Origin of the sequence: Flavobacterium sp. 103 (assembly GCF_003096795.1) — a bacterium.
Lineage (GTDB): Bacteria > Bacteroidota > Bacteroidia > Flavobacteriales > Flavobacteriaceae > Flavobacterium.
The window spans coordinates 2,487,854-2,509,211 of record NZ_QENX01000001.1 but is presented as its reverse complement, the minus strand read 5'-3'; the positions used below and the strand labels follow the sequence as shown (position 1 = coordinate 2,509,211).

General features: G+C 34.7%; 18 protein-coding genes. 9 read left to right on the top strand and 9 right to left on the bottom strand.

The window, feature by feature from the left end; genetic code table 11:
• Positions 1 to 155: 155 nt before the first annotated feature.
• On the bottom strand, positions 156 to 638 hold the full coding sequence (locus C8C85_RS10220) for a dihydrofolate reductase (RefSeq protein ID WP_116796984.1): 483 nt from the start codon (positions 636 to 638) through the stop codon (positions 156 to 158).
• 11 nt (positions 639 to 649) lie between these two features.
• Positions 650 to 982: a 2TM domain-containing protein gene (locus C8C85_RS10215; RefSeq protein WP_116796983.1), complete on the bottom strand. Its 333-nt coding sequence runs from the start codon at positions 980 to 982 to the stop codon at positions 650 to 652.
• Positions 983 to 1,215: 233 nt separating this feature from the next.
• Here C8C85_RS10215 and C8C85_RS10210 point away from each other — a divergent pair, with 233 nt between their 5' ends.
• Positions 1,216 to 1,512: an isoamylase early set domain-containing protein gene (locus C8C85_RS10210; RefSeq protein WP_116798452.1), complete on the top strand. Its 297-nt coding sequence runs from the start codon at positions 1,216 to 1,218 to the stop codon at positions 1,510 to 1,512.
• Positions 1,513 to 1,550: 38 nt separating this feature from the next.
• Here the strand turns inward: C8C85_RS10210 and C8C85_RS10205 are convergent, their stop codons facing one another.
• From C8C85_RS10205 to C8C85_RS10190, 4 genes are all read right to left on the bottom strand, one after another.
• Positions 1,551 to 2,402, bottom strand: coding sequence for a thymidylate synthase (locus C8C85_RS10205; protein ID WP_116796982.1), 852 nt, complete (start codon positions 2,400 to 2,402; stop codon positions 1,551 to 1,553).
• A gap of 70 nt (positions 2,403 to 2,472) precedes the next feature.
• Positions 2,473 to 3,096, bottom strand: coding sequence for a bifunctional nuclease family protein (locus tag C8C85_RS10200; protein WP_111411150.1), 624 nt, complete (start codon positions 3,094 to 3,096; stop codon positions 2,473 to 2,475).
• Positions 3,097 to 3,260: 164 nt separating this feature from the next.
• Positions 3,261 to 4,229: an electron transfer flavoprotein subunit alpha/FixB family protein gene (locus C8C85_RS10195; protein WP_116796981.1), complete on the bottom strand. Its 969-nt coding sequence runs from the start codon at positions 4,227 to 4,229 to the stop codon at positions 3,261 to 3,263.
• Between the two features lie 74 nt (positions 4,230 to 4,303).
• Complete coding sequence (locus C8C85_RS10190; protein ID WP_116796980.1) at positions 4,304 to 5,050, bottom strand: electron transfer flavoprotein subunit beta/FixA family protein; 747 nt, start codon at positions 5,048 to 5,050, stop codon at positions 4,304 to 4,306.
• Positions 5,051 to 5,496: 446 nt separating this feature from the next.
• On the opposite strand from C8C85_RS10190, the gene C8C85_RS10185 reads away from it, so the two are divergent.
• From C8C85_RS10185 to C8C85_RS10165, 5 genes are all read left to right on the top strand, one after another.
• Positions 5,497 to 6,474 (top strand): pyruvate dehydrogenase complex E1 component subunit beta, encoded by a 978-nt coding sequence (locus tag C8C85_RS10185; protein WP_111411153.1) that lies wholly within the window; start codon positions 5,497 to 5,499, stop codon positions 6,472 to 6,474.
• A 69-nt stretch (positions 6,475 to 6,543) separates the two neighbouring features.
• Positions 6,544 to 9,045 (top strand): DUF5686 and carboxypeptidase-like regulatory domain-containing protein, encoded by a 2,502-nt coding sequence (locus tag C8C85_RS10180; RefSeq protein WP_116796979.1) that lies wholly within the window; start codon positions 6,544 to 6,546, stop codon positions 9,043 to 9,045.
• Between the two features lie 198 nt (positions 9,046 to 9,243).
• Complete coding sequence (locus tag C8C85_RS10175; RefSeq protein WP_116796978.1) at positions 9,244 to 9,843, top strand: DNA-3-methyladenine glycosylase family protein; 600 nt, start codon at positions 9,244 to 9,246, stop codon at positions 9,841 to 9,843.
• Positions 9,844 to 9,955: 112 nt separating this feature from the next.
• Positions 9,956 to 10,486 carry an inorganic diphosphatase gene (locus C8C85_RS10170; protein WP_116796977.1) on the top strand — a complete coding sequence of 177 codons (531 nt, stop codon included), beginning with the start codon at positions 9,956 to 9,958 and terminating at the stop codon, positions 10,484 to 10,486.
• A 112-nt stretch (positions 10,487 to 10,598) separates the two neighbouring features.
• On the top strand, positions 10,599 to 13,184 hold the full coding sequence (locus tag C8C85_RS10165) for a sodium-translocating pyrophosphatase (protein ID WP_116796976.1): 2,586 nt from the start codon (positions 10,599 to 10,601) through the stop codon (positions 13,182 to 13,184).
• Between the two features lie 80 nt (positions 13,185 to 13,264).
• On the opposite strand, the gene C8C85_RS10160 is transcribed toward C8C85_RS10165, so the two are convergent.
• From C8C85_RS10160 to C8C85_RS10150, 3 genes are all read right to left on the bottom strand, one after another.
• Positions 13,265 to 13,879, bottom strand: a complete 615-nt coding sequence (locus C8C85_RS10160; RefSeq protein ID WP_111411158.1) for a deoxynucleoside kinase — start codon at positions 13,877 to 13,879, stop codon at positions 13,265 to 13,267.
• A 281-nt stretch (positions 13,880 to 14,160) separates the two neighbouring features.
• Positions 14,161 to 16,317, bottom strand: coding sequence for a carboxy terminal-processing peptidase (locus tag C8C85_RS10155; RefSeq protein ID WP_116798451.1), 2,157 nt, complete (start codon positions 16,315 to 16,317; stop codon positions 14,161 to 14,163).
• Positions 16,318 to 16,637: 320 nt separating this feature from the next.
• On the bottom strand, positions 16,638 to 18,812 hold the full coding sequence (locus C8C85_RS10150; protein WP_116796975.1) for a carboxy terminal-processing peptidase: 2,175 nt from the start codon (positions 18,810 to 18,812) through the stop codon (positions 16,638 to 16,640).
• 211 nt (positions 18,813 to 19,023) lie between these two features.
• On the opposite strand from C8C85_RS10150, the gene surE reads away from it, so the two are divergent.
• The 3 genes from surE (at position 19,024) to lpxB (ending at position 21,311) form a co-directional block, all read left to right on the top strand.
• The gene (gene surE, locus C8C85_RS10145) at positions 19,024 to 19,803 is read left to right on the top strand and encodes a 5'/3'-nucleotidase SurE (protein WP_116796974.1); all 780 of its coding nucleotides are present in this window, start codon (positions 19,024 to 19,026) and stop codon (positions 19,801 to 19,803) included.
• Positions 19,796 to 20,068 carry a hypothetical protein gene (locus C8C85_RS10140; RefSeq protein ID WP_116796973.1) on the top strand — a complete coding sequence of 91 codons (273 nt, stop codon included), beginning with the start codon at positions 19,796 to 19,798 and terminating at the stop codon, positions 20,066 to 20,068. The genes surE and C8C85_RS10140 overlap by 8 nt, the downstream gene beginning before the upstream one ends.
• 130 nt (positions 20,069 to 20,198) lie before the next feature.
• Positions 20,199 to 21,311: a lipid-A-disaccharide synthase gene (lpxB, locus tag C8C85_RS10135; protein ID WP_116796972.1), complete on the top strand. Its 1,113-nt coding sequence runs from the start codon at positions 20,199 to 20,201 to the stop codon at positions 21,309 to 21,311.
• Positions 21,312 to 21,358: the final 47 nt, after the last annotated feature.

Sequence of the window (21,358 nt, the reverse complement as noted above, 5' to 3'; positions counted from 1 at the left end):
GATAATATTGATATTTGTGATTTGTATATTATGTTATCAAATCTTAGTACAAGAATGAGTCATCCCGCTAATCATTAAAAAAAGCATCCTAATATTTAGGATGCTTTTTTTTTGAGTTTTATTTAAATATTACCAAAGAACAAAACAACATACATTTATACTTTAACCAATGTTTGGTAGGTATAAGCAAATTGGTGTTTCTCGTCTATGGGATTAAATTCTGTTTGAATTTCTTTCCAATCATCGGAATTGATTTCGGGAAAAAAAGCATCCGCATCAAAGCTATGATGTACTCTTGTAATTTCAAGTTGATCTGCAAATGGAAGTCCCAAATTATAAATCTCCCCGCCTCCAATTATAAACGAAGTTTCATTTTCCGGACAAATTGAAATTGCTTTTTCGATACTATCCACTACAATACAGCCTTCCGGGTTATAATTTTTATTTCTCGTTATAACAACATGAGTTCTATTAGGAAGTGGCTTTGGAAAACTTTCAAAAGTTTTTCTTCCCATTATTATATGATGCCCTGTAGTTAAGGATTTGAATCTTTTAAAATCATTGGGTAAATGCCAGACTAGCTCATTATTTTTTCCGAGGGCATTATTTTCTGCCACGGCAGCAATCATAATAATCATAGCTAATGGTTTTATTTAGAATTAGTTTCTTCAATTTTAAATTTCAATTGCTCTATTTTTTTTTGCTGTAAAGCTACTAATCGATCAATCTGATCTCTCTCCCAATTTTTATTCATAAAACGATCTGTTATAAAAACTTTAATGAAATGCAAAATAAAAAAGAACAACCATAAGGTAATCCCCCAAATACACCAATGTATATTAAATCCTGTATCAAAAAAATAAATTGCCGCAATCAAAAAAATACTGGACAATGTCAAGAAAACGAAATGATAGTATAATCTTTTCTTTTGCTTTATTCGGTTTCTGGCATACTCATATTGTTCGTGTAATTCTTTTTCCATGGCTTAAAATTTTGCTCATAAAGATAAAATTTATTTTTAAAAGTCTTCGTTATGATTATTGAATATTTAAAGAGAAAACGTTTTCTTTTTTTAAATTAAAATTTAAACGATTTAATTTCTTTTTAAAAGTAAAAAAGAGAATGTTTTTTTGCTATTATGCTAAAAATGAGGCGGTTTGTGCAAACTTAAAAATATTTCATTTACTTTGTTATAACTTTAAAAATGAAATAGTTATGTCTATAAAAAAACAATTTATAAAAACTAAGCCCGTTTGTAAGGTCACGTTTTCCGTAGAAGCAAAAGAAGCTAATCAAGTATCTGTAATTGGTGATTTCAATGATTGGAAATTAGAAGAAGGAGCCTTAAGTAAATTAAAAAATGGAACTTTTAAAGGATCTTTTGACTTAAATAAAGATTCAGCATACGAGTTCAAATATGTAATTGACGGTGCTTATGTAAATGAGCCGGAAGCCGATTCATTCAAGTGGAATGATTTCGCGGGAGCCGAAAACAGTGTATTGGTTGTATAACACTAAATAAAAAATCCGCTTAAAGCGGATTTTTTATTTTATACAGCAACACTTCCCTTGATTAGAGCATGTGGCTCATATCCTTCTAGTGTAAAATCCTCAAAATCAAAATCGAAAATGTTTTTTATATTCGGATTTAAAATCATTTTCGGCAATGGTTTTGGTTCACGAGTAAGTTGTAACTCGAGTTGCTCAAAATGGTTATTGTATATATGTGCATCGCCAAATGTGTGTATAAATTCACCTACTTCAAGGTCACAAACTTGTGCGATCATCATCGTTAACAATGCATAAGAAGCTATATTAAAAGGAACTCCCAAAAAGACATCAGCACTTCGTTGATACAATTGACAGGAAAGTTTTCCTTTAGTCTCTCCTTTGGATTCATCTGGAGAAGCTACATAAAACTGAAAAAAAGCATGACAAGGAGGCAATGCGGCTTTATTATTGGCAACATTTTCCTCAAATGACTTTGTTGTATCCGGCAAAACCGACGGATTCCAGGCCGAAATCAACATTCTTCGGCTGTTTGGGTTTGTTTTTAATTCAACTATAAGTTGGCTAATTTGATCAATTTCCTCACTGTTCCAATTACGCCATTGGTGACCATAAACAGGGCCCAAATCACCGTTACTATCTGCCCAGGCATCCCATATTTTGACTCCGTTTTCTTGAAGATATTTGACATTGGTATCTCCTTTAAGAAACCAAAGCAATTCATATATAATTGATTTTAGGTGTAATTTTTTTGTAGTTACCATTGGAAACCCTTCACTCAAATCAAACCGCATTTGATAACCAAATACGCTTTTTGTACCAGTTCCGGTGCGATCTCCTTTTTGACAACCATTATGCATAATATGTTGTACCAAGTCTAAGTATTGCTTCATTTTTTGTTTATTTGGTTAATCGTGGATTTGCTTATTCTACTAACCGATTTAACAAATCTACGGTTAAACATTATGATTCTCTTTTGGAAATTTCATCACGGATTTTAGCCGCTTTTTCATAATCTTCATGCTCCACCGCTTGTTCCAGCAATTCATTTAATTCCTGCAAAGTATGATTAGAATAAGTACTGCCCGATTCATTGCTTTCGGTGCTTCCAAAAGTTTCAGGATTAGAAAGAATATCGTCCATTTCATTAGGTGTATCCGTTTCAAGAGGGTTCGCCTTCAAGAAAATTCCCGCTTTATCCAAAATGTTTTTATAGGTAAAAATAGGAGCATTGAATCGAATGGCTAAAGCAATGGCATCCGAAGTTCTGGCATCAATTATTTCTTCTATTTTATCTCTTTCGCAAATAATGCTGGAATAAAAAACACCATCTACCAATTTGTGAATAATCACTTGTTTTACCACAATATCAAATCGCTCTGCAAAATTTTTAAACAAATCATGTGTCAAAGGACGGGGCGGCTTAATTTCTTTCTCCAAAGCAATTGCGATAGACTGAGCCTCGAACGCGCCAATAACGATAGGCAATTTTCTTTCCCCATCAACCTCATTTAAGATTAACGCGTAAGCGCCATTTTGAGTTTGACTGTATGAAATCCCTTTAATAGATAATTTAACTAAGCTCATGTTGGTATAATGGAAAAGCACTAAGTACTTTAATTAATTATGTCTTTTTTCTTGTTTTAAATAATGTGCAATTTTAATCAAAATATATGGAACAAAAAAGCTGCCTAAAGCAAAGATACGATTATCTTATTTTTAGGTAGCTTATTTATGTAAGAAATTAAATTTTACGAATGTTGTTCTTTAAAAGCTTTTAATTTGGTGATTAATTGTGGCACAATTTCGAATGCATCTCCTACAATTCCATAATCGGCAACTTTAAAGAAAGGAGCTTCCGGATCACTGTTGATAACCACTTTTACTTTAGAAGAGTTGATACCCGCGATATGTTGAATAGCTCCAGAGATTCCAATGGCAATATATAAATTGGTAGCAACTGGCTTTCCGGTTTGACCAACGTGTTCACCGTGAGGTCTCCATCCTAAATCGGACACTGGTTTTGAACAAGCAGTTGCAGCTCCAAGAACAGAAGCTAATTCTTCAATCATTCCCCAGTTCTCAGGCCCTTTAAGACCACGTCCTGCAGAAACAACGATATCAGCATCGGCGATAGAAACTTTTCCTGAAACTTTTTCAACAGAAACTACTTTTACTCCAAAATCAGCATCTCCGATGGTTGGATTAAAATCCTCTTCTGTTAATGATGAAGCGCTTTCAAAAATACCATAAGAATTTTTGGCAAGTGCCAAAACTTTTACGTCGGTATTGATTTCGGTAATATTAAAAGCTTTGTTTGAAAAAGCGGTTCTTTTTACTTGAAAAGGAGAAGTACTTACCGGCAAACCTACCACATTTGAAGCAAAACCAGCCTCTAATGCTACAGCTACTAATGAAGATAGGTAAATACTATCTGTTGTAGAAGACAATAAAACCACTTTAGCAGCCTCTTTCTGAGCAGCTTGCTTGATAACATCAGCATACGCTTTGGCAGTAAAACCAGCTAATTTATCATTATTCACTTTTAAAACTTTGTCAACGCCGTATTTTGACAACTCAGAAACGTCTCCTGCATTTACAGTAACTGCCGTAACTGTTGTTCCTAATGATTCGGCTACTTTTTTGGCATAAGAAGCTAATTCTAATGCTACTTTTTTAAATTTTCCTTCTGCAGATTCTGCATATATTAATATTGACATATTTTTTTTGTTTAAAAGTTTAAAGTTTAAGGTTTAAAGTTTTGCAACTGAAAACTGCGACTAAAAACTGATTTCTAGATTACTTTCGCTTCGTTGTGCAATAAATTAATTAATTCATCCAAATTATCAGCTGAAATTAATTTCACCGCCGATTTTGGAGCTGGTTTTTCAAATTTCACCGCTTTAGTATTTACAGCAGCATCAACTGGCTCAAGGATTGTTAATACTTTTGTTCTGGCAGTCATAATTCCTCTCATGTTTGGAATACGCAAATCTTTCTCCTCTACAATTCCTTTTTGTGCACCTAAAACAATAGGCAATGAAGAGCTTACAGTTTCTTTTCCACCATCTATTTCACGAACGGCAGTTACGCTGGTCCCATCAACTGTGATACCTGTACAAGAGTTTAAGAAGTTATATCCTAAAATTCCAGCAATCATTCCAGGAACCATTCCGCCATTATAGTCTAATGATTCTTTACCTGCAATCACAACATCATAACCTCCGTTTTTAATTACTTCGGCCAATTGTTTAGCTACAAAAAAACCATCTGTAGGATTTGCATTGACACGAATGGCTTCATTGGCACCTATAGCCAATGCTTTTCTCAAAGTTGGTTCTGTATCTGGTCCTCCAACATTCACTACGGTAACTGTAGCGCCTTGTTGTTCTTGGAACCAAATAGCACGGGTTAGACCAAATTCGTCATTTGGATTAATTACATATTGAACCCCATTGGTATCAAACTCAGCGTCTCCGTTAGTGAAATTGATTTTTGAAGTAGTATCAGGAACGTGGCTGATGCAAACTAATATTTTCATAATAATATATATTAAATTCTTTTTTTTCTTTGACAAATTTAAAATAATAAATCGAATAATATACTATGCATGCATAATATTTTTTACAACTATTACGATTTCGCAAATCACATTAGAGTAATTAATGTTTTAATCAGAATTATTATAAATAACCGAGCTAATTTTGTGATTTAAGCAACTTATTAAGATCTGGCATTCATCCAAATGAAATTTTGATACCACAAATTTCAATTTAGCAGCAATTCCCTAGCCCAGATAGCAGCGGCATCCTTCTTGTGGTCTCGTTTTTTTCTAACGGGACAACAAGAAGATATAGCGAATAGCTGGAAATAGCTCCTAAAAAATACAATAGTATAAAACCTTGTTATTTTAAAGTGATTTATGCTTTTAAGTAATTTAAAATAATTATTTTTGCATTTCTAAAAATTACACACAGACAATAAAATATGAGAACGATACAATTTAGAGAGGCCATTTGTGAAGCAATGAGCGAAGAAATGCGTCGCGATGAGTCCATATACTTAATGGGTGAAGAGGTAGCAGAGTATAATGGTGCCTACAAAGCATCTAAAGGAATGCTTGCCGAATTTGGTGAAAAAAGAGTAATTGACACGCCAATCGCCGAGCTTGGTTTTACTGGAATTGCAGTTGGATCTGCAATGAATGGATGTCGCCCGATCGTTGAGTATATGACTTTCAACTTTTGTTTGGTTGGAATTGATCAAATTATAAATAATGCTGCCAAAATGCGTCAGATGACTGGTGGGCAGTTTAATGTGCCTATCGTTTTTCGTGGACCTACAGCTTCGGCAGGACAATTGGGAGCAACACACTCACAAGCAATCGAGAACTGGTTTGCCAATACTCCAGGGCTGAAAGTTGTGGTTCCATCCAATGTTTATGATGCCAAAGGTTTATTGAAATCGGCTATTCGTGATAATGACCCAGTTATTTTCATGGAATCAGAACAAATGTATGGTGATAAAGGCGAAGTTCCAGATGGTGAGTACACTATTCCAATTGGAGTTGCCGATATCAAACGTGAAGGAACGGATGTAACGATTGTTTCTTTCGGAAAAATTATCAAAGAAGCTTATATCGCTGCTGATGAATTGGCAAAAGAAGGTATTTCATGTGAAATAATTGACTTGAGAACTGTTCGTCCAATGGATAAAGATGCGATTTTGACTTCGGTTAAAAAAACAAACCGTTTGGTAATTCTTGAGGAGGCTTGGCCTTTTGCAAGTGTATCTTCCGAGATTGCTTTCTTGGTTCAAGAACAAGCTTTTGATTTCCTTGATGCGCCAATACAACGTATCACAACTGCTGATACTCCAGCCCCATATTCTCCAGTACTATTGAAAGAATGGTTGCCAAATTCTGCAGATGTTGTGAAAGCGGTTAAGAAAGTATTATACAAATAATTAATTGCATATAACTATTTAAAAAGCTTCATCAAGTCTCCAATTTGATGAAGCTTTTTTTTATATATCATGAAGAAAATCCTAACGGTTATTGTCTTGTTTTTATTTGCAGCTGCAAGCCAAATTTTTGCTCAAACAAAAGTGAGTGGTATTGTTGTTGACAAATCCAAACAGCCTGTTCCATTTGCCAATGTAGTCTTTAAAAACTCCAGTACTGGAACTGTCACCAACGAAGATGGACGTTTTTATATGGAGTCCCCAAATACCTATACTACGTTAGTAATAAGCTCAGTTGGTTTTTCTGAAAAAGAAATCACCCTTACCAAATCTGTCAATTATAATTTCACAATTGAATTAAGCGAACAGGAAAGCTTGAAAGAAGTGGTTGTCTATACGGGTAAAACTTCCAAAAAGAACAATCCGGCACTTGATATTCTGAGAAAAATTTGGGCAAAAAAGCGCAAAAATGGTCTTTATCAATTTGACCAATACCAAATGGAGAAGTATGAAAAAGTAGAATTTGACATTAATTCTATTGATAGTGCCTATAGAAAACAAAAGATTTTCAAAGGCATGGAATTCATTTTCGACCATGTGGATACTTCAAAAGTAACGGGAAAAACCTATTTGCCTATTTTTGTTAATGAAGCCTTGATAGATGTATATGGCGACAATAAAATTCCCAAAGTAAAAGAGATTACCAAAGCCAATAAAACTTCGGGTTTTGAAGGAAATCAGCAAATTTTATCTTTCATAAAAGATTTGTATTCGGATTATAATATCTACAATAATTATATTGCCTTATTTGACAAATCTTTTACCAGTCCTCTTTCAACAACAGGGATCGATGTTTATAATTATGTATTGAGAGACAGCGCCTATATTGATAAAAAATGGTGCTACAATATTGTTTTTTACCCAAGACGAAAAAACGAACTGACTTTCAAAGGCGATTTTTGGGTGAATGATACCACATTTGCGATCAAAAAAATCAACATGGCCGTTACCAAAAGTGCCAACATCAACTGGGTAAAGGATATTTATGTCGAACAAGAATTTGATGTCTTGAACGATTCCATTTTTTTGTTGACCAAAGACTACCTGATGTCAGATTTTGCCGCTAACAAAAAAGAAAAATCAAAAGGAGTCTACGGAAAGAGAACGACCTATTATCAAAATCACAAATTCAACATCGAAAAACCCGCTAAATTCTACAAGGAAGAAGTGAATTTTATCGACAATGAAGTTTACAAAAAAAGTGACGAATATTGGGAACAAAATCGTTTTGAAAAATTAACCAAAGACGAAGAAGGCGTTTATAAAATGCTCGACACCTTGAACACGGTCCCCGCGTTTAAGAGACTTACTGACTTGGTAACAATACTCGCCAGTGGCTATATCAATTATGATGGATTTGATTTTGGCCCGATTTTCTCCTCCTTTGGATACAATGAGGTCGAGGGTTTCAGAGTCCAATTGGGAGGGCGAACCTATTTTGGCCCGAATGACACATGGCGCGTACAAGGATTTACTGCCTATGGCTTTCAAGATCAAAAATTCAAGTATGGTTTTGCTGGAAAATGGATGATTGAAAAGAAAAACCGAATTATTATTTCCGGAGGAAACAGGCGTGATATCGAACAGTTGGGAGCCAGCCTGACCACAACCAATGATATATTGGCCAGAAATTTTGGTTCTTCCGCCTTTTTCACAACGGGATCCAACGGTAAATTAACCAATATAGGATTGACCAATGTCTACATTGCAATGGAACCTATAAAAAACTTGACCTTTCAAACGGGACTAACATACAAAACGCTGGAATCGGCTTCGCCTGTTTTTAGCCTAGATTATTATACAACTTTGCCTTCGGCAGCAAATCCTGCTGGAGTTGTAAAAAGCACCACCACACAATCGGAGTTCAACATTCAGGCAGAATATACTCCCAACCGAAGAACTATTGCCTATGGAGTCGAAAGAAGCATAGCCAGCAGTCCGTACACCACTTTATTTGTCAATTACAGTCAGGGATACAAAGGAATTATCAATAGCGATTTTAATTATAAAAAAATCGAAATATATTACAAACAGCCTATCATTATTGGTCCGCTTGGTCGTACCAATCTGATATTGGAACTTGGAAAAACTTTCGGCACAGTTCCTCTGGGCTTATTGAGTATTGTACCAGGAAACCAGACCTTTTTTACTATTGAGAATACCTTCAGTAATCTTAATTATTACGAATTTATCACTGATAAGTATGCTACATTTCAATGGAATCACGATTTCAACGGACGGTTATTTGCCAGAGTACCTTTTATGCGAAAACTAAATTGGAGAGAATTTGTAGGTGTAAAAGCCGCTTACGGAACCGTTTCGGATGCTAATAGAGCTATAAATGCTTCGGGAGTTGTCTATACGGCCCCCGAGAACCCATATTGGGAATACAACGTGGGAATTGGGAATATCTTTAAGGTGTTCCGATTGGATTTTTCTTGGAGAGGTAATTATCTTGACACACCAAATGCGAATAAATTTGCCGTAAAAGGCTCGTTTGGATTCTATTTCTAGAAGCTTAATCCAGCACACGAGGCTGAAAGCCGAACTGGCGAAGCAATCCATTACAAGCTTAATCAAAAACTGCTATTTTTGTAAAAAAGTAAAAAGAGTCCCGATAGCTATCGGGATTGGTCGCTTTTTTACTTTCACAAAAATTAGCAGTTTTTTTCATAAGGCTTTTCATTTCTATCTGGGCTAAAAAATCCAATCATGCAACAAGCAATCGACCATCTTTTTCAAAAAGATTCCATATTCAAACACATTATAGATACTTACGGGTTACCTACAATCCCAAAGAGACCTCAAGGATTTGAGACTTTGGTATTATTAATTCTAGAACAACAAGTCTCCATAGATTCGGCGAAAGCCACATTTATTAAAATCAAGACACACACAACCTGTGATCCCGAAACGATGTCCGTTCTGCCAGATGAACAGTTTAGAGCTTTGGGAGTTAGTCGCCAAAAAACCAATTATATAAAAATATTAGCTCAAGCAGTTCTAAATAAAGAACTTGACATTGACAGTTTAGCTACAAAAACAGCACAACAAGTTCGGGAAGAATTAATCAAATTAAAAGGAATCGGAAATTGGACCATCGATATTTACCTGATGTTTTGTCTTCAAGAACCCGATTTGATTCCATTAGGCGATATTGCAGTCGTGAATACAATCAAAGAATTACTCGACATTCATGACAAACAAGAAATGGAAATTCACACAGAACAATGGAGTCCATACCGCTCCTATGCCACATTTTTGCTTTGGCATTATTATCTCAAAAAGCGCAAACGAACAATTGTTTATTAAAAGCATATTTTAACGAAAACGTTATAGTTATATATTGCTTTTTTTTATTGTAAAAAACTATTGTTTGCTTACTTTTGCAGTCGTTAATAAATTAAGAAAAGATAAAAGAATAATGACTGCAGACAAATTAAAAACTTTTGATGTATTAATTGAAATACCAAGAGGAAGTAGAAATAAATACGAGTACGATTTTGCCATAAAAAGAATGCGTTTTGATAGAATGTTATTCTCTTCTATGATGTACCCAGCTGATTATGGTTTCATTCCTGAAACTTTAGCTTTGGATGGTGACCCATTAGACGTTTTGGTATTGGTAAACGAACCTACTTTCCCTGGTTGTGTAATGGAAGTAAAACCTATTGGAGTATTCCACATGGCAGATGATAAAGGACCAGACGAAAAAGTAATCTGTGTACCGGTTTCAGATCCAATCTGGAATTCATTAGAAAACCTTTCTGATATCAATCCACACTTATTGAAAGAAATCGAGCATTTCTTCCAAGTTTACAAAGACCTTGAAAACAAGCAAGTAGATGTTGAAGGTTGGGGTGATGTAAATGAGGCGTATGCCATTATTAAAGAATGTACAGAACGTTTCGATCAAATAGAAAATAAACCAGCTGGATTATTTAGTATTAAATAATTTTAGCCTCCAAATTTTATAAAAAAAGCAATACTCTTCAATGAGTGTTGCTTTTTTTGTTTAAATTGCTATCGATTAAAATTTTATACTAACAAACCAAAAAGAATATTTTATGAATTCAATTATGATTTATGTGCCAATTTTTATGGCAATAATAGGACTTATTTTTATGGCTATCAAAAGATCGTGGGTGTTAAAGCAGGATTCTGGAGATGGTAAAATGAAAGAGATATCAGATCACATATATGAAGGCGCTTTGGCTTTCTTAAAGGCAGAATACCGATTATTGGCTGTCTTTGTATTAATCGCAAGTATTGTATTGGCAGGAATCACTTTTATTCCTGGAGTTAAAACAAATATATTAATAGTCGTTGCATTTGTGTTCGGAGCATTTTTCTCAGCATTGGCAGGGAATATGGGAATGAAGATCGCAACAAAAACCAATGTAAGAACTACTCAAGCCGCTCGTACGAGCTTACCACAAGCTTTGAAAGTTTCTTTTGGCGGTGGAACTGTAATGGGATTAGGCGTAGCCGGTTTAGCTGTTTTAGGATTGACCGGTTTTTTTATTGTTTTCTTCCAAATCTTCATGAAAGGACAATGGACTTCAACAGAAGATATGACAGTTGTTTTAGAAACATTGGCTGGGTTCTCTCTTGGAGCTGAATCTATCGCTTTATTTGCTCGTGTGGGTGGAGGAATTTACACCAAAGCGGCCGATGTAGGTGCCGATTTAGTAGGTAAAGTTGAAGCAGGGATTCCTGAAGATGACCCTCGTAATCCTGCTACAATTGCAGATAACGTAGGAGATAATGTTGGTGACGTTGCCGGAATGGGTGCCGATTTATTTGGATCGTATGTAGCAACTGTTTTAGCGGCTATGGTTTTGGGTAATTATGTTATCAAAGATATGGGCGGAAATATTCAGGATGCTTTTGGCGGAATTGGTCCTATTTTATTACCAATGGCAATTGCCGGTTTTGGAATTTTGTTCTCAATTATTGGAACGATGCTAGTTAAAATTACAGATGAGAATGCCAAAGAAGCACAAGTTCAAAAAGCATTAAACATTGGAAACTGGGTTTCTATTGTTTTAACAGCTATTGCTTGTTATTTTTTAGTACAATATATGCTACCTGAAACTATGAGTATGACTTTCTTTGGTGAAGGGTCAATGGATATTTCATCGATGCGTGTTTTTTATGCTACGCTTATTGGACTTATTGTGGGTGGAGCTATTTCATCTGTAACTGAATATTATACAGGTTTAGGAACAAAACCAGTTATGGCTATTGTTCAAAAATCAAGTACGGGTGCTGGAACAAATGTAATTGCTGGATTGGCAACAGGGATGATTTCTACTTTCCCAACTGTATTATTGTTCGCGGCAGCGATTTGGTCTTCTTATGCTTTAGCAGGATTTTATGGCGTTGCATTAGCAGCTTCAGCAATGATGGCAACTACAGCAATGCAATTGGCAATTGATGCTTTTGGGCCTATATCTGACAATGCTGGTGGAATTGCCGAAATGAGCGAATTACCAAAAGAAGTTCGTACCAGAACTGATATTTTGGATTCAGTTGGAAATACAACAGCAGCAACAGGTAAAGGTTTTGCCATTGCTTCAGCAGCTTTGACTTCTTTGGCTTTATTTGCAGCCTATGTAACTTTTACTGGAATTGACGGAATTAATATTTTCAAAGCGCCTGTTTTAGCGATGCTTTTTGTTGGAGGAATGATACCTGTAGTTTTCTCAGCTTTGGCGATGAATTCAGTTGGAAAAGCAGCGATGGACATGGTGTACGAAGTACGTCGTCAGTTCAAAGAAATTCCAGGAATTATGGAAGGAACCGGAAAACCGGAATATGCCAAATGTGTTGACATTTCGACTAAAGCAGCTTTACGCGAAATGATGTTGCCGGGTATTTTAACGATTGGTTTCCCAATTGCAATTGTACTTTTAGGAAAGTTAGTGTACGGAGATAACAATCAATTAATTGCCGAAATGTTAGGCGGTTATATGGCTGGAGTTACTGTTTCTGGAGTACTTTGGGCAGTTTTCCAGAACAATGCCGGAGGTGCTTGGGACAATGCCAAAAAATCATTTGAAGCTGGCGTTATGATTAATGGTGAAATGACTTACAAAGGATCTGATGCTCACAAAGCAGCTGTTACCGGAGATACTGTTGGAGATCCATTCAAAGATACTTCTGGACCATCAATGAACATCTTGATCAAATTAACGTGCTTGATTGGATTGGTAATGGCTCCAATTTTAGGAAGCGGAAGCAGTACTATTGATGCAAAAGGAGCTTGTTGTGAAAAGAAAGAAATCATGATGAAAAAATGCGTCATGAAAGAAAGTTCAATGATGATGGGAAAATGCGACATGTCTAAATGTGCAAAAATGACCAAAGAAGAATGTGCAAAAATGTGCGACAGTCTAAAATGTACTCCTGAGCAAAAAGAAATGTGTTTGTCTCATTATGATAAAAACGGGAAATTTGTTGCACCTAAAGGAAAAGCTTGTTGCGCTAAAAAGCCAATGTCAATGAAGAATGAAATTAGAATTGAAAAAACAAATCTTAACGGAAAAGTAAGTGCTACTGTTACCACAACGGTAAATGGTACTGAAGTTGTTCAGAAATTTGAAGGAACAGATGCTGAAGTTCAAGCTCATATTGATGCTGTGAAATAAGAGCATCCGAATATATTAAACAAAAAATGCCTCGAAGTTTCGAGGCATTTTTTTTATCTTAATAAGTCAAAAAGTTTTTTTTAAAACAAACCATTTAATTCGGCATCAATTCGATTGATGATATTTCCTAAATCTTCCGGATTATCAACAAAATTAATATTATCAACATCAATAATCATGATTTTCCCTTTGTTGTAAGTATGAACCCAAGCTTCATATCGCTCGTTAAGACGGCTTAAATAGTCAATCGAAATAGTGTTTTCGTATTCGCGGCCACGCTTATGAATTTGCCCCACTAAATTTGGAATAGAGCTTCTTAAATAGATTAGCAAATCCGGTGCTTTGACAAGAGATTCCATCAATTCAAAAAGAGAAGAATAGTTTTCAAAATCACGATGTGTCATCAATCCCATAGCATAAAGATTGGGAGCAAAAATATGGGCATCTTCATAAATAGTTCTATCCTGAATTATTTTTTTCCCACTTTCACGGATTTGCATTACTTGACGAAAACGGCTATTCAAGAAATAAATTTGCAGATTAAACGACCAACGTTCCATTTGATGGTAAAAATCATCGAGATAAGGATTGTCAACTACTTCTTCAAAATGAGGTTCCCATTTAAAATGTTTGGCTAACAAACGGGTTAATGTTGTTTTTCCAGATCCTATGTTTCCTGCTATAGCTATGTGCATTATAGTATTGAGATTTTAGTTTTGGTATATTTGAGGTTGTAAAAATAGATAAAATTTAGTCTTAGCAATAGTATTTCAACAATGATTTTTCAAAAATTAAATCTACATTTAACAAACGCAAACATATAGGTTTTATTCCTTCATGCAGTGCTTTTCTCCAAAAAACCAAGTATTCCTTTTTGAATAAATGACAGCAAAAAATTTCAATCAGATATCCAATAAATTAAAAAAGCAGAATATCACAACCTAGATACTCTGCTTTTTATCTTCAAATTTGCCTTTTATCTTTTAACTAGCTTTCCTTTTTTATCAATAGGAATGTTAGTTTTTACTATTGATTTTGGTTGTAAATCATCCAAAACATTTAAAGCTTCTTCAACATAAATGTCTTTCGACAAACTTTCATGCCACCTTTCTCTTTTTTCTTTCAGAACAGGATCTTTGCCTGTTCCTTCTAATTCATAAGGCAATGAAGTGAACTTCAAATTATTTTTATAATCAACAATTGGCTTAAACTTTTTGGAGGCTTCTTCAATTTGATTCTGTTCCGATTTAAATTTATCTATGTTTAAGCTATAATTGTTTTCAGCACTTCTACTATCAATCCATTTAGCATTTTCTTCAATCAATTTAAATTGAACATTGTTTTCAATTCTCTTTTTACTGTTAATAATTGCTTGATCAAATTTTGAAGTATTATTCCAAACCGTATAAGTAGCCGAATCAATTTTATCCCATGCCAATGCGTGCACTTCGTCACGTTCACCCATTTTTAAATAAGCATAACGATCCGGCATAACCACATCACTGCTTACTCCTTCTAATTGGGTTGAACCACCATTAATTCTGTAAAATTTTTGAATAGTTGTTTTTAAGGCTCCGAAATCTCCATAAGCACTATTCTTGATATATTGATTCAAGTCAATTACCCTTTGAACCGTTCCTTTACCATAAGTTTGTTTGCTTCCAATTATAATTCCTCTTTTATAATCCTGCATAGCTGCTGCCAATATCTCCGAAGCAGATGCTGAAAATTCATTTACCATAATTACCAATGGACCATCCCAAGCTATTTTTTTATCGGTATCATACAGAATTTCTTTTTTTACAGCCGACTTAACCTGAACAATAGGCCCTTCTTCTATAAACAAACCAGCGATATTTACAACTGCCTCCAAAGAGCCACCTCCATCATCACGTACATCAAGAACAATACCTTTTACGCCGGCTTCTTTCAAACGATCTACTTCTTTAGCCATATCGTTAGCCGCATCTCGTCCTTTTCCGTCTTTGTTCTCAAAATCAATATAAAATTTAGGCAAATAAATAACCCCATATTTCAAACCATTTTTTTCAACAATACTTGATTTAACATACGTTTCTTCAATCTCAACAATATCCCTGATGATTGGAATAATTTGCAAAGAACCATCTGCTTTTTTTACGGTAAGACGAACTTCAGAACCTTTTGGCCCTTTTATTTTTTTTATAACATCCGCCAAACGCATTCCTACTATATCTACAGCAGTTCCATTAGATTGAGCTACTTTAATAATTAAATCTCCTTTTTCCAATTGTTTTCCTCTCCATGCTGGACCTCCTGAAATAAGTTCTAAGATTTCAATGTAATCGTTTTTCTTTTGTAGCTGAGCGCCAATACCTTCAAATTTACCACTTATGCTTACATCAAATTTTTCTTTTTCATCTGGAGCAAAATAAGAAGTATGCGGGTCAAATTGAGCCATAATAGAATTGATATACAATGTAAACCAATCTTCTCTTTTTAATTCACTCATAGCCCCAAAAGACTCATTCAATGACTTCATTGAGCTTTCTCTTGTTTCTTTTTCCAACACAGCTTCTGATTTTACAACATAAGCAGGATCTTTGATTTTTTTTCCTTCTTCTAATTTCTGCTTTTCAGTTAAAGAAGAAAGCGTAGATAACTTTATTTGTTTCCTCCATTTTTCTTTTAACTCAGTGTTATTTTTGGCATACGGAACTTTATCATAATCTACATTAAATTCCTCTTCAATTTTATAATCAAAAGGACTCTTTAAAACGTCTTTAAACATTTTATTCCCCTCTTCCACACGAAGCATCAAACGATCGTAAGTAAGATTAAAGAAAGTCAAATCTTTAGTCGTTAACTGATCATCCAACTCCAATTCGTATTTGGAAAACTCATTTATATCAGACTGCAGGAAAAAACGTTTGGAAGGATCCAAAGCTTCTATATACTCTTTGTAAACTCCTTTTGAAAAATTATCATCAATTGTTAGAGGACTATAATGCCCCTTCTTTATTACAAACATCAATAACTCCAATAACAACTTGTCTTTATCTGGATCAACCGATTTTTTTGAATTAATTGTAAAGGCAAATAAGGTAGCCGAAAGGCATACTACAGCTATGAGTTTTATATAATTTCTTTTCATATGTAACATGTTATTTTTGATTTCCCAATAGTACTCGGGACGGGATAAATTCACTTATATACGCTTGCATTTGCGACCATTCTTTTGGTCTTGCTCTTTGCATGACGCTAAAATATTTTCTAAAGTACATTAAAAACTATGCCAAATATATTGACTGCCAAATAATATTTTGTTAAAGATATAAATTAGTTTTTTTAACTTAAACAAATCAATGGTCTGAAAAGCAGTTTATTCTATTATTTAACATTTACTATTTTTATCTATAAAAAAAACGCTTCAAAAATTGAAGCGTTTTTTATTACTATGAATCTATTTAAAATTTATGATTTAACCAGCTTCCCTTTTTTATCTCCCGGAATACTGGTTTTTACAATTGCTTTTGGTTGTAAATCATCCAAAACATTTAAAGCTTCTTCAACATAAATATCTTTTGACAAGCTTTCATGCCATCTTTCTCTTTTTTCTTTCAAAACAGGATCTTTGGTGATCCCTTCTAATTCGTAAGGTAATGAAGTGAACTTTAAATTATTTTTATAATCAACAATTGGCTTAAACTTTTTAGCTGTTTCTTCAATTTGATTCTGAGCAATTTTAAATTTATCTATATTCAAGCTATAATTGTTTTCAGCGCTTCTGCTATCAATCCATTTAGCATTTTCTTCGATTAATTTAAATTGAACATTACTTTCAATCCTTTTTTTACTGTTGATTATAGCTTGATCAAATTTTGAAGTGTTAGTCCAAACAGTATAAGGAGCTGGATCAATTTTATCCCATGGCATTGCATTTTCTTCATCACGCTCTCCCATTTTTAAATAAGCATAACGATCCGGCATAACCACGTCACTGCTTACTCCTTCTAATTGGGTTGAACCACCATTAATTCTGTAAAATTTCTGAGTGGTTGTTTTCAATGCGCCTAAATCACCAGCAGAACTATTACGAACAAATTGGTTCAAGTCAATTACATTTTGAACAGTTCCTTTACCGTAAGTTTGTTTACTACCTATGATAATTCCTCTTTTATAATCTTGGATAGCAGCTGCCAAAATCTCTGATGCCGATGCCGAAAATTCATTCACCATAATTACCAATGGTCCATCCCATTCAATTTTTTTGTCGGTATCGTACAAGATTTCTTTTTTCTTACCCGCCGATTTTATTTGAACGATAGGTCCTTGCTCAATAAACAAACCTGCGATATCTACAACAGTTGATAAAGATCCACCACCATCATCACGTACATCAAGAACAATACCCTTTACTCCTGCTTTTTTCAAACGATCCACTTCTAGTGCAATATCCTTACCGGCATCTCTTCCGTCTTTATTTTCAAAGTCGATATAAAATTTAGGCAAATATATAACCCCATATTTCAAACCGTTTTTATCAACCACACTCGACTTGGCATAGGTTTCTTCTATCTCAACAATATCTCTTATAATTGAAATCACTTGAATAGTTCCATCTACTTTTTTCACGGTAAGACGAACTTCAGAACCTTTTGGGCCCTTGATTTTTTTAACTACATCATCCAAACGCATTCCTACAACATCAACAGGAACACCATTGCCTTGAGCCACTTTCATCACTAAATCTCCTGCTTCCAATTGCTTTCCTCTCCAAGCCGGTCCACCTGAAATTAATTCTGAAATTTCAGTATAATCATTTTTCTTTTGCAATCTGGCACCAATACCTTCAAGCTTACCGCTCATACTCACATCAAATCTTTCTTTTTCTTCAGGAGCAAAATAAGTGGTATGTGGGTCAAAACGGGACATGATAGAATTGATGTACAATGTAAACCAATCATCTCTTTTTAAATCATTCATAAATCCAAAGGATTCATTTAATGAATTCAAAGAGCTTTCTCTAGTTTCAATATCAAGAGCCGCATCTGTTTTCATTACGTAATTAGGATCTTTCAATTTCTTATCCTCTTCCATTTTTTTCTTGTCTGTAAAAGACGAAAGAGTCGATAATTTAATTTGTTTTCTCCATTTCTCTTTCAATTCTGTACTGTTTTTAGAATAAGGAGCTTTATCGTAATCTACATTAAAATCCTCATCAACGCTATAGTCAAACGGTTTCCCTAAAATGTCTTTAAATACTTTTTTACTTTCTTCCATACGAAGCATTAAACGATCGTATGTAAGATTAAAAAAAGTCAAATCTTTATTAATCAACTGATCATCCAATTCCAATTCGAATTTGGAAAATTCATTAATATCCGATTGCAGAAAGAAACGTTTAGACGGATCTAATGCAGCTATATAATCTTTGTAAACCCCTTTTGAAAAATTATCATCTATTACAGCAGGATTATAATGTCCTTTTTCAATTACAAATGTCAATAACTCCAAAAGCAATTTATCTCTCTCTGGATCTACTGATTTTTTTGAATTAATATTAAAGGCGAATAAGGTAGCCGAAAGGCATACCACAGCTATGAGTATTTTATAATTTCTTTTCATAAAGCTAATAATAGAATTCATCAATTTTTTTATCTAAGTTACATTAAAAACTATGCCAGCCCCCTAGATACCTACATAATTTTTTGTTAAAGGTATAAAATTGATTTTTTAAGTTTCAAAAATTAAACCCAAAAAATATATTTTATTTGTTCGCAATATAAGATTTTGTGTTAGTACATTTGTTTTCGAAGTCAAAATTTATGAAAAATTATATCTTTTTAACAGCAATTAAATGAAAAATGAAAGGCCTTTAATACTAATTACAAATGACGATGGTGTTTCTGCTCCGGGCATAAGAGCTTTGATCGAAGTAATGGCAACAATAGGAGATGTCGTTATCGTCGCTCCAGATAAACCCCAAAGCGCCATGGGGCATGCCATCACCATAAACGACACTTTATATCTCAATAAAATTTCAAAAGACACAGATGCGATCATAGAATACAGCTGTTCCGGAACTCCTGTAGATTGTGTTAAAATAGCCGTTCACGAAATTTTAAAACGCAAACCGGACCTTTGTGTATCGGGTATTAATCATGGTTCCAACTCATCCATAAATGTCATCTATTCCGGAACAATGAGTGCCGCCGTAGAAGCTGGAATCGAAGGTATTCAAGCAATTGGTTTTTCTTTATTGGATTATGATTGGAATGCCGATTTTGAACAAATCAAATCGTTTATCAAAACAATCACACTCGAAGTTTTAAAGAACAAACTTCCGGAAGGCGTTATTTTGAATGTAAATTTTCCCAAATTAAAGAAAAAAGAAATCAAAGGAATTAAAATTTGCCGTCAAGCTAATGCCCTTTGGACGGAAAAATTTGACAAACGACAAACCCCTCAAGGCAAAGATTACTACTGGCTTACAGGAGAATTTGTTAATCAGGACAAAGGCGAAGACACAGATGAGTGGGCATTGCAAAATGGATTTATTTCGATAGTCCCTGTACAATTTGACCTGACCGCACATCACGCAATACAAAACTTAACCAAAAGAGATTGGAATGAATAAAACAGACTTACTCATCGGATTCATAATAGGAATTTTAGCTTCCCTCTTGGGAATGTTTTTGTACATTACACTTGTTGTTCACTCGGATTTTATGGCCGGAATCCAATCCATGAAAAACGAAGGACATCTTGGGAAAATTGTTACCCTAGGCTCTATAATGGATTTAATCGCCTTCGGAATTTTACTAAAAATGAATAAAGAAATTATGGCAAGAGGTGTCGTTTTGGCAGTTATCATGCTCACTATTGTTACTTTATTTCTTTAGAGCTGTTGAGTCACTAAGTCGCTAAGATTCTACGTTTTTTTTTTAAAATCTCCGTTTTATCTCAGCGACTTAGTATCTCAGAATCTTAGTATCTAAAATATTATCTTTGTTCATCCAAAAAAACACAAAAATGAAATACTATATTATTGCAGGAGAAGCTTCTGGAGACTTACATGGTTCCAATTTAATGAAAGCACTTTATGAAGAAGACCCAAATGCCGACATCCGTTTTTGGGGTGGCGATTTGATGCAAAACGTAGGCGGAACTTTGGTAAAACACTATCGCGAATTGGCATTCATGGGGTTTATCGAAGTGGCGTTCAACTTGAAAACCATTTTGAATAACATCACTATTTGCAAAAACGACATTACGCAATTCAAACCGGACGTGATTATTTACATCGATTATCCCGGTTTCAACATGCGAATTGCCAAATGGGCGAAACAAGTCGGATATAAAAACCATTATTACATTTCCCCACAAATTTGGGCTTGGAAAGAAAACCGAATCACGGCTATCAAACACGATATTGACAAAATGTACGTAATTTTGCCATTCGAAAAAGACTTTTACGAAGTCAAACATAAATTCTCTGTTGAATTTGTTGGGCATCCATTGATTGATGCCATCCACAATCAATCAGGTATTGACGCTAATACTTTCAAGGCAGAAAATCAATTGTCCGAAAAACCAATTATCGCCATTTTACCCGGTAGCCGGAAACAGGAAATCAGTAAAATGTTATCGGTGATGCTAAGTGTTGTCAAGGATTTCCCCGATTATCAATTTGTAATTGCGGGAGCGCCAAGCCAGGAATTATCATTTTACCAGCAATTCATTTCCGGCGAAAACATAAAATTCGTCTCGAACAAAACCTATGCTTTATTGCGAAACGCCACCGCGGCACTGGTAACATCCGGAACGGCCACGCTCGAAACCGCTCTTTTCAAAGTTCCAGAAGTCGTTTGCTACAAAGGCAGTTGGGCCTCCTATCAAATCGCCAAACGCATCATCACCCTAAAATACATTTCGCTTGTCAACCTAATTATGGACAGGGAAGTTGTAACCGAATTAATTCAGGACGATTGCTCCACCAAACGCATCCGAGAAGAATTAACCAAAATTCTCGAACCCAATTATCGTAAAACACTGCTCGCAAACTACGATTTACTCGAAGAAAAACTAGGAGGAATAGGCGCCAGCAAAAAAACGGCACATTTAATTGTTGACTCCATAAAATAATTTTAAAATATTTTGGAGGTGCCACCATAAAGAAAAGGAGCCAAATC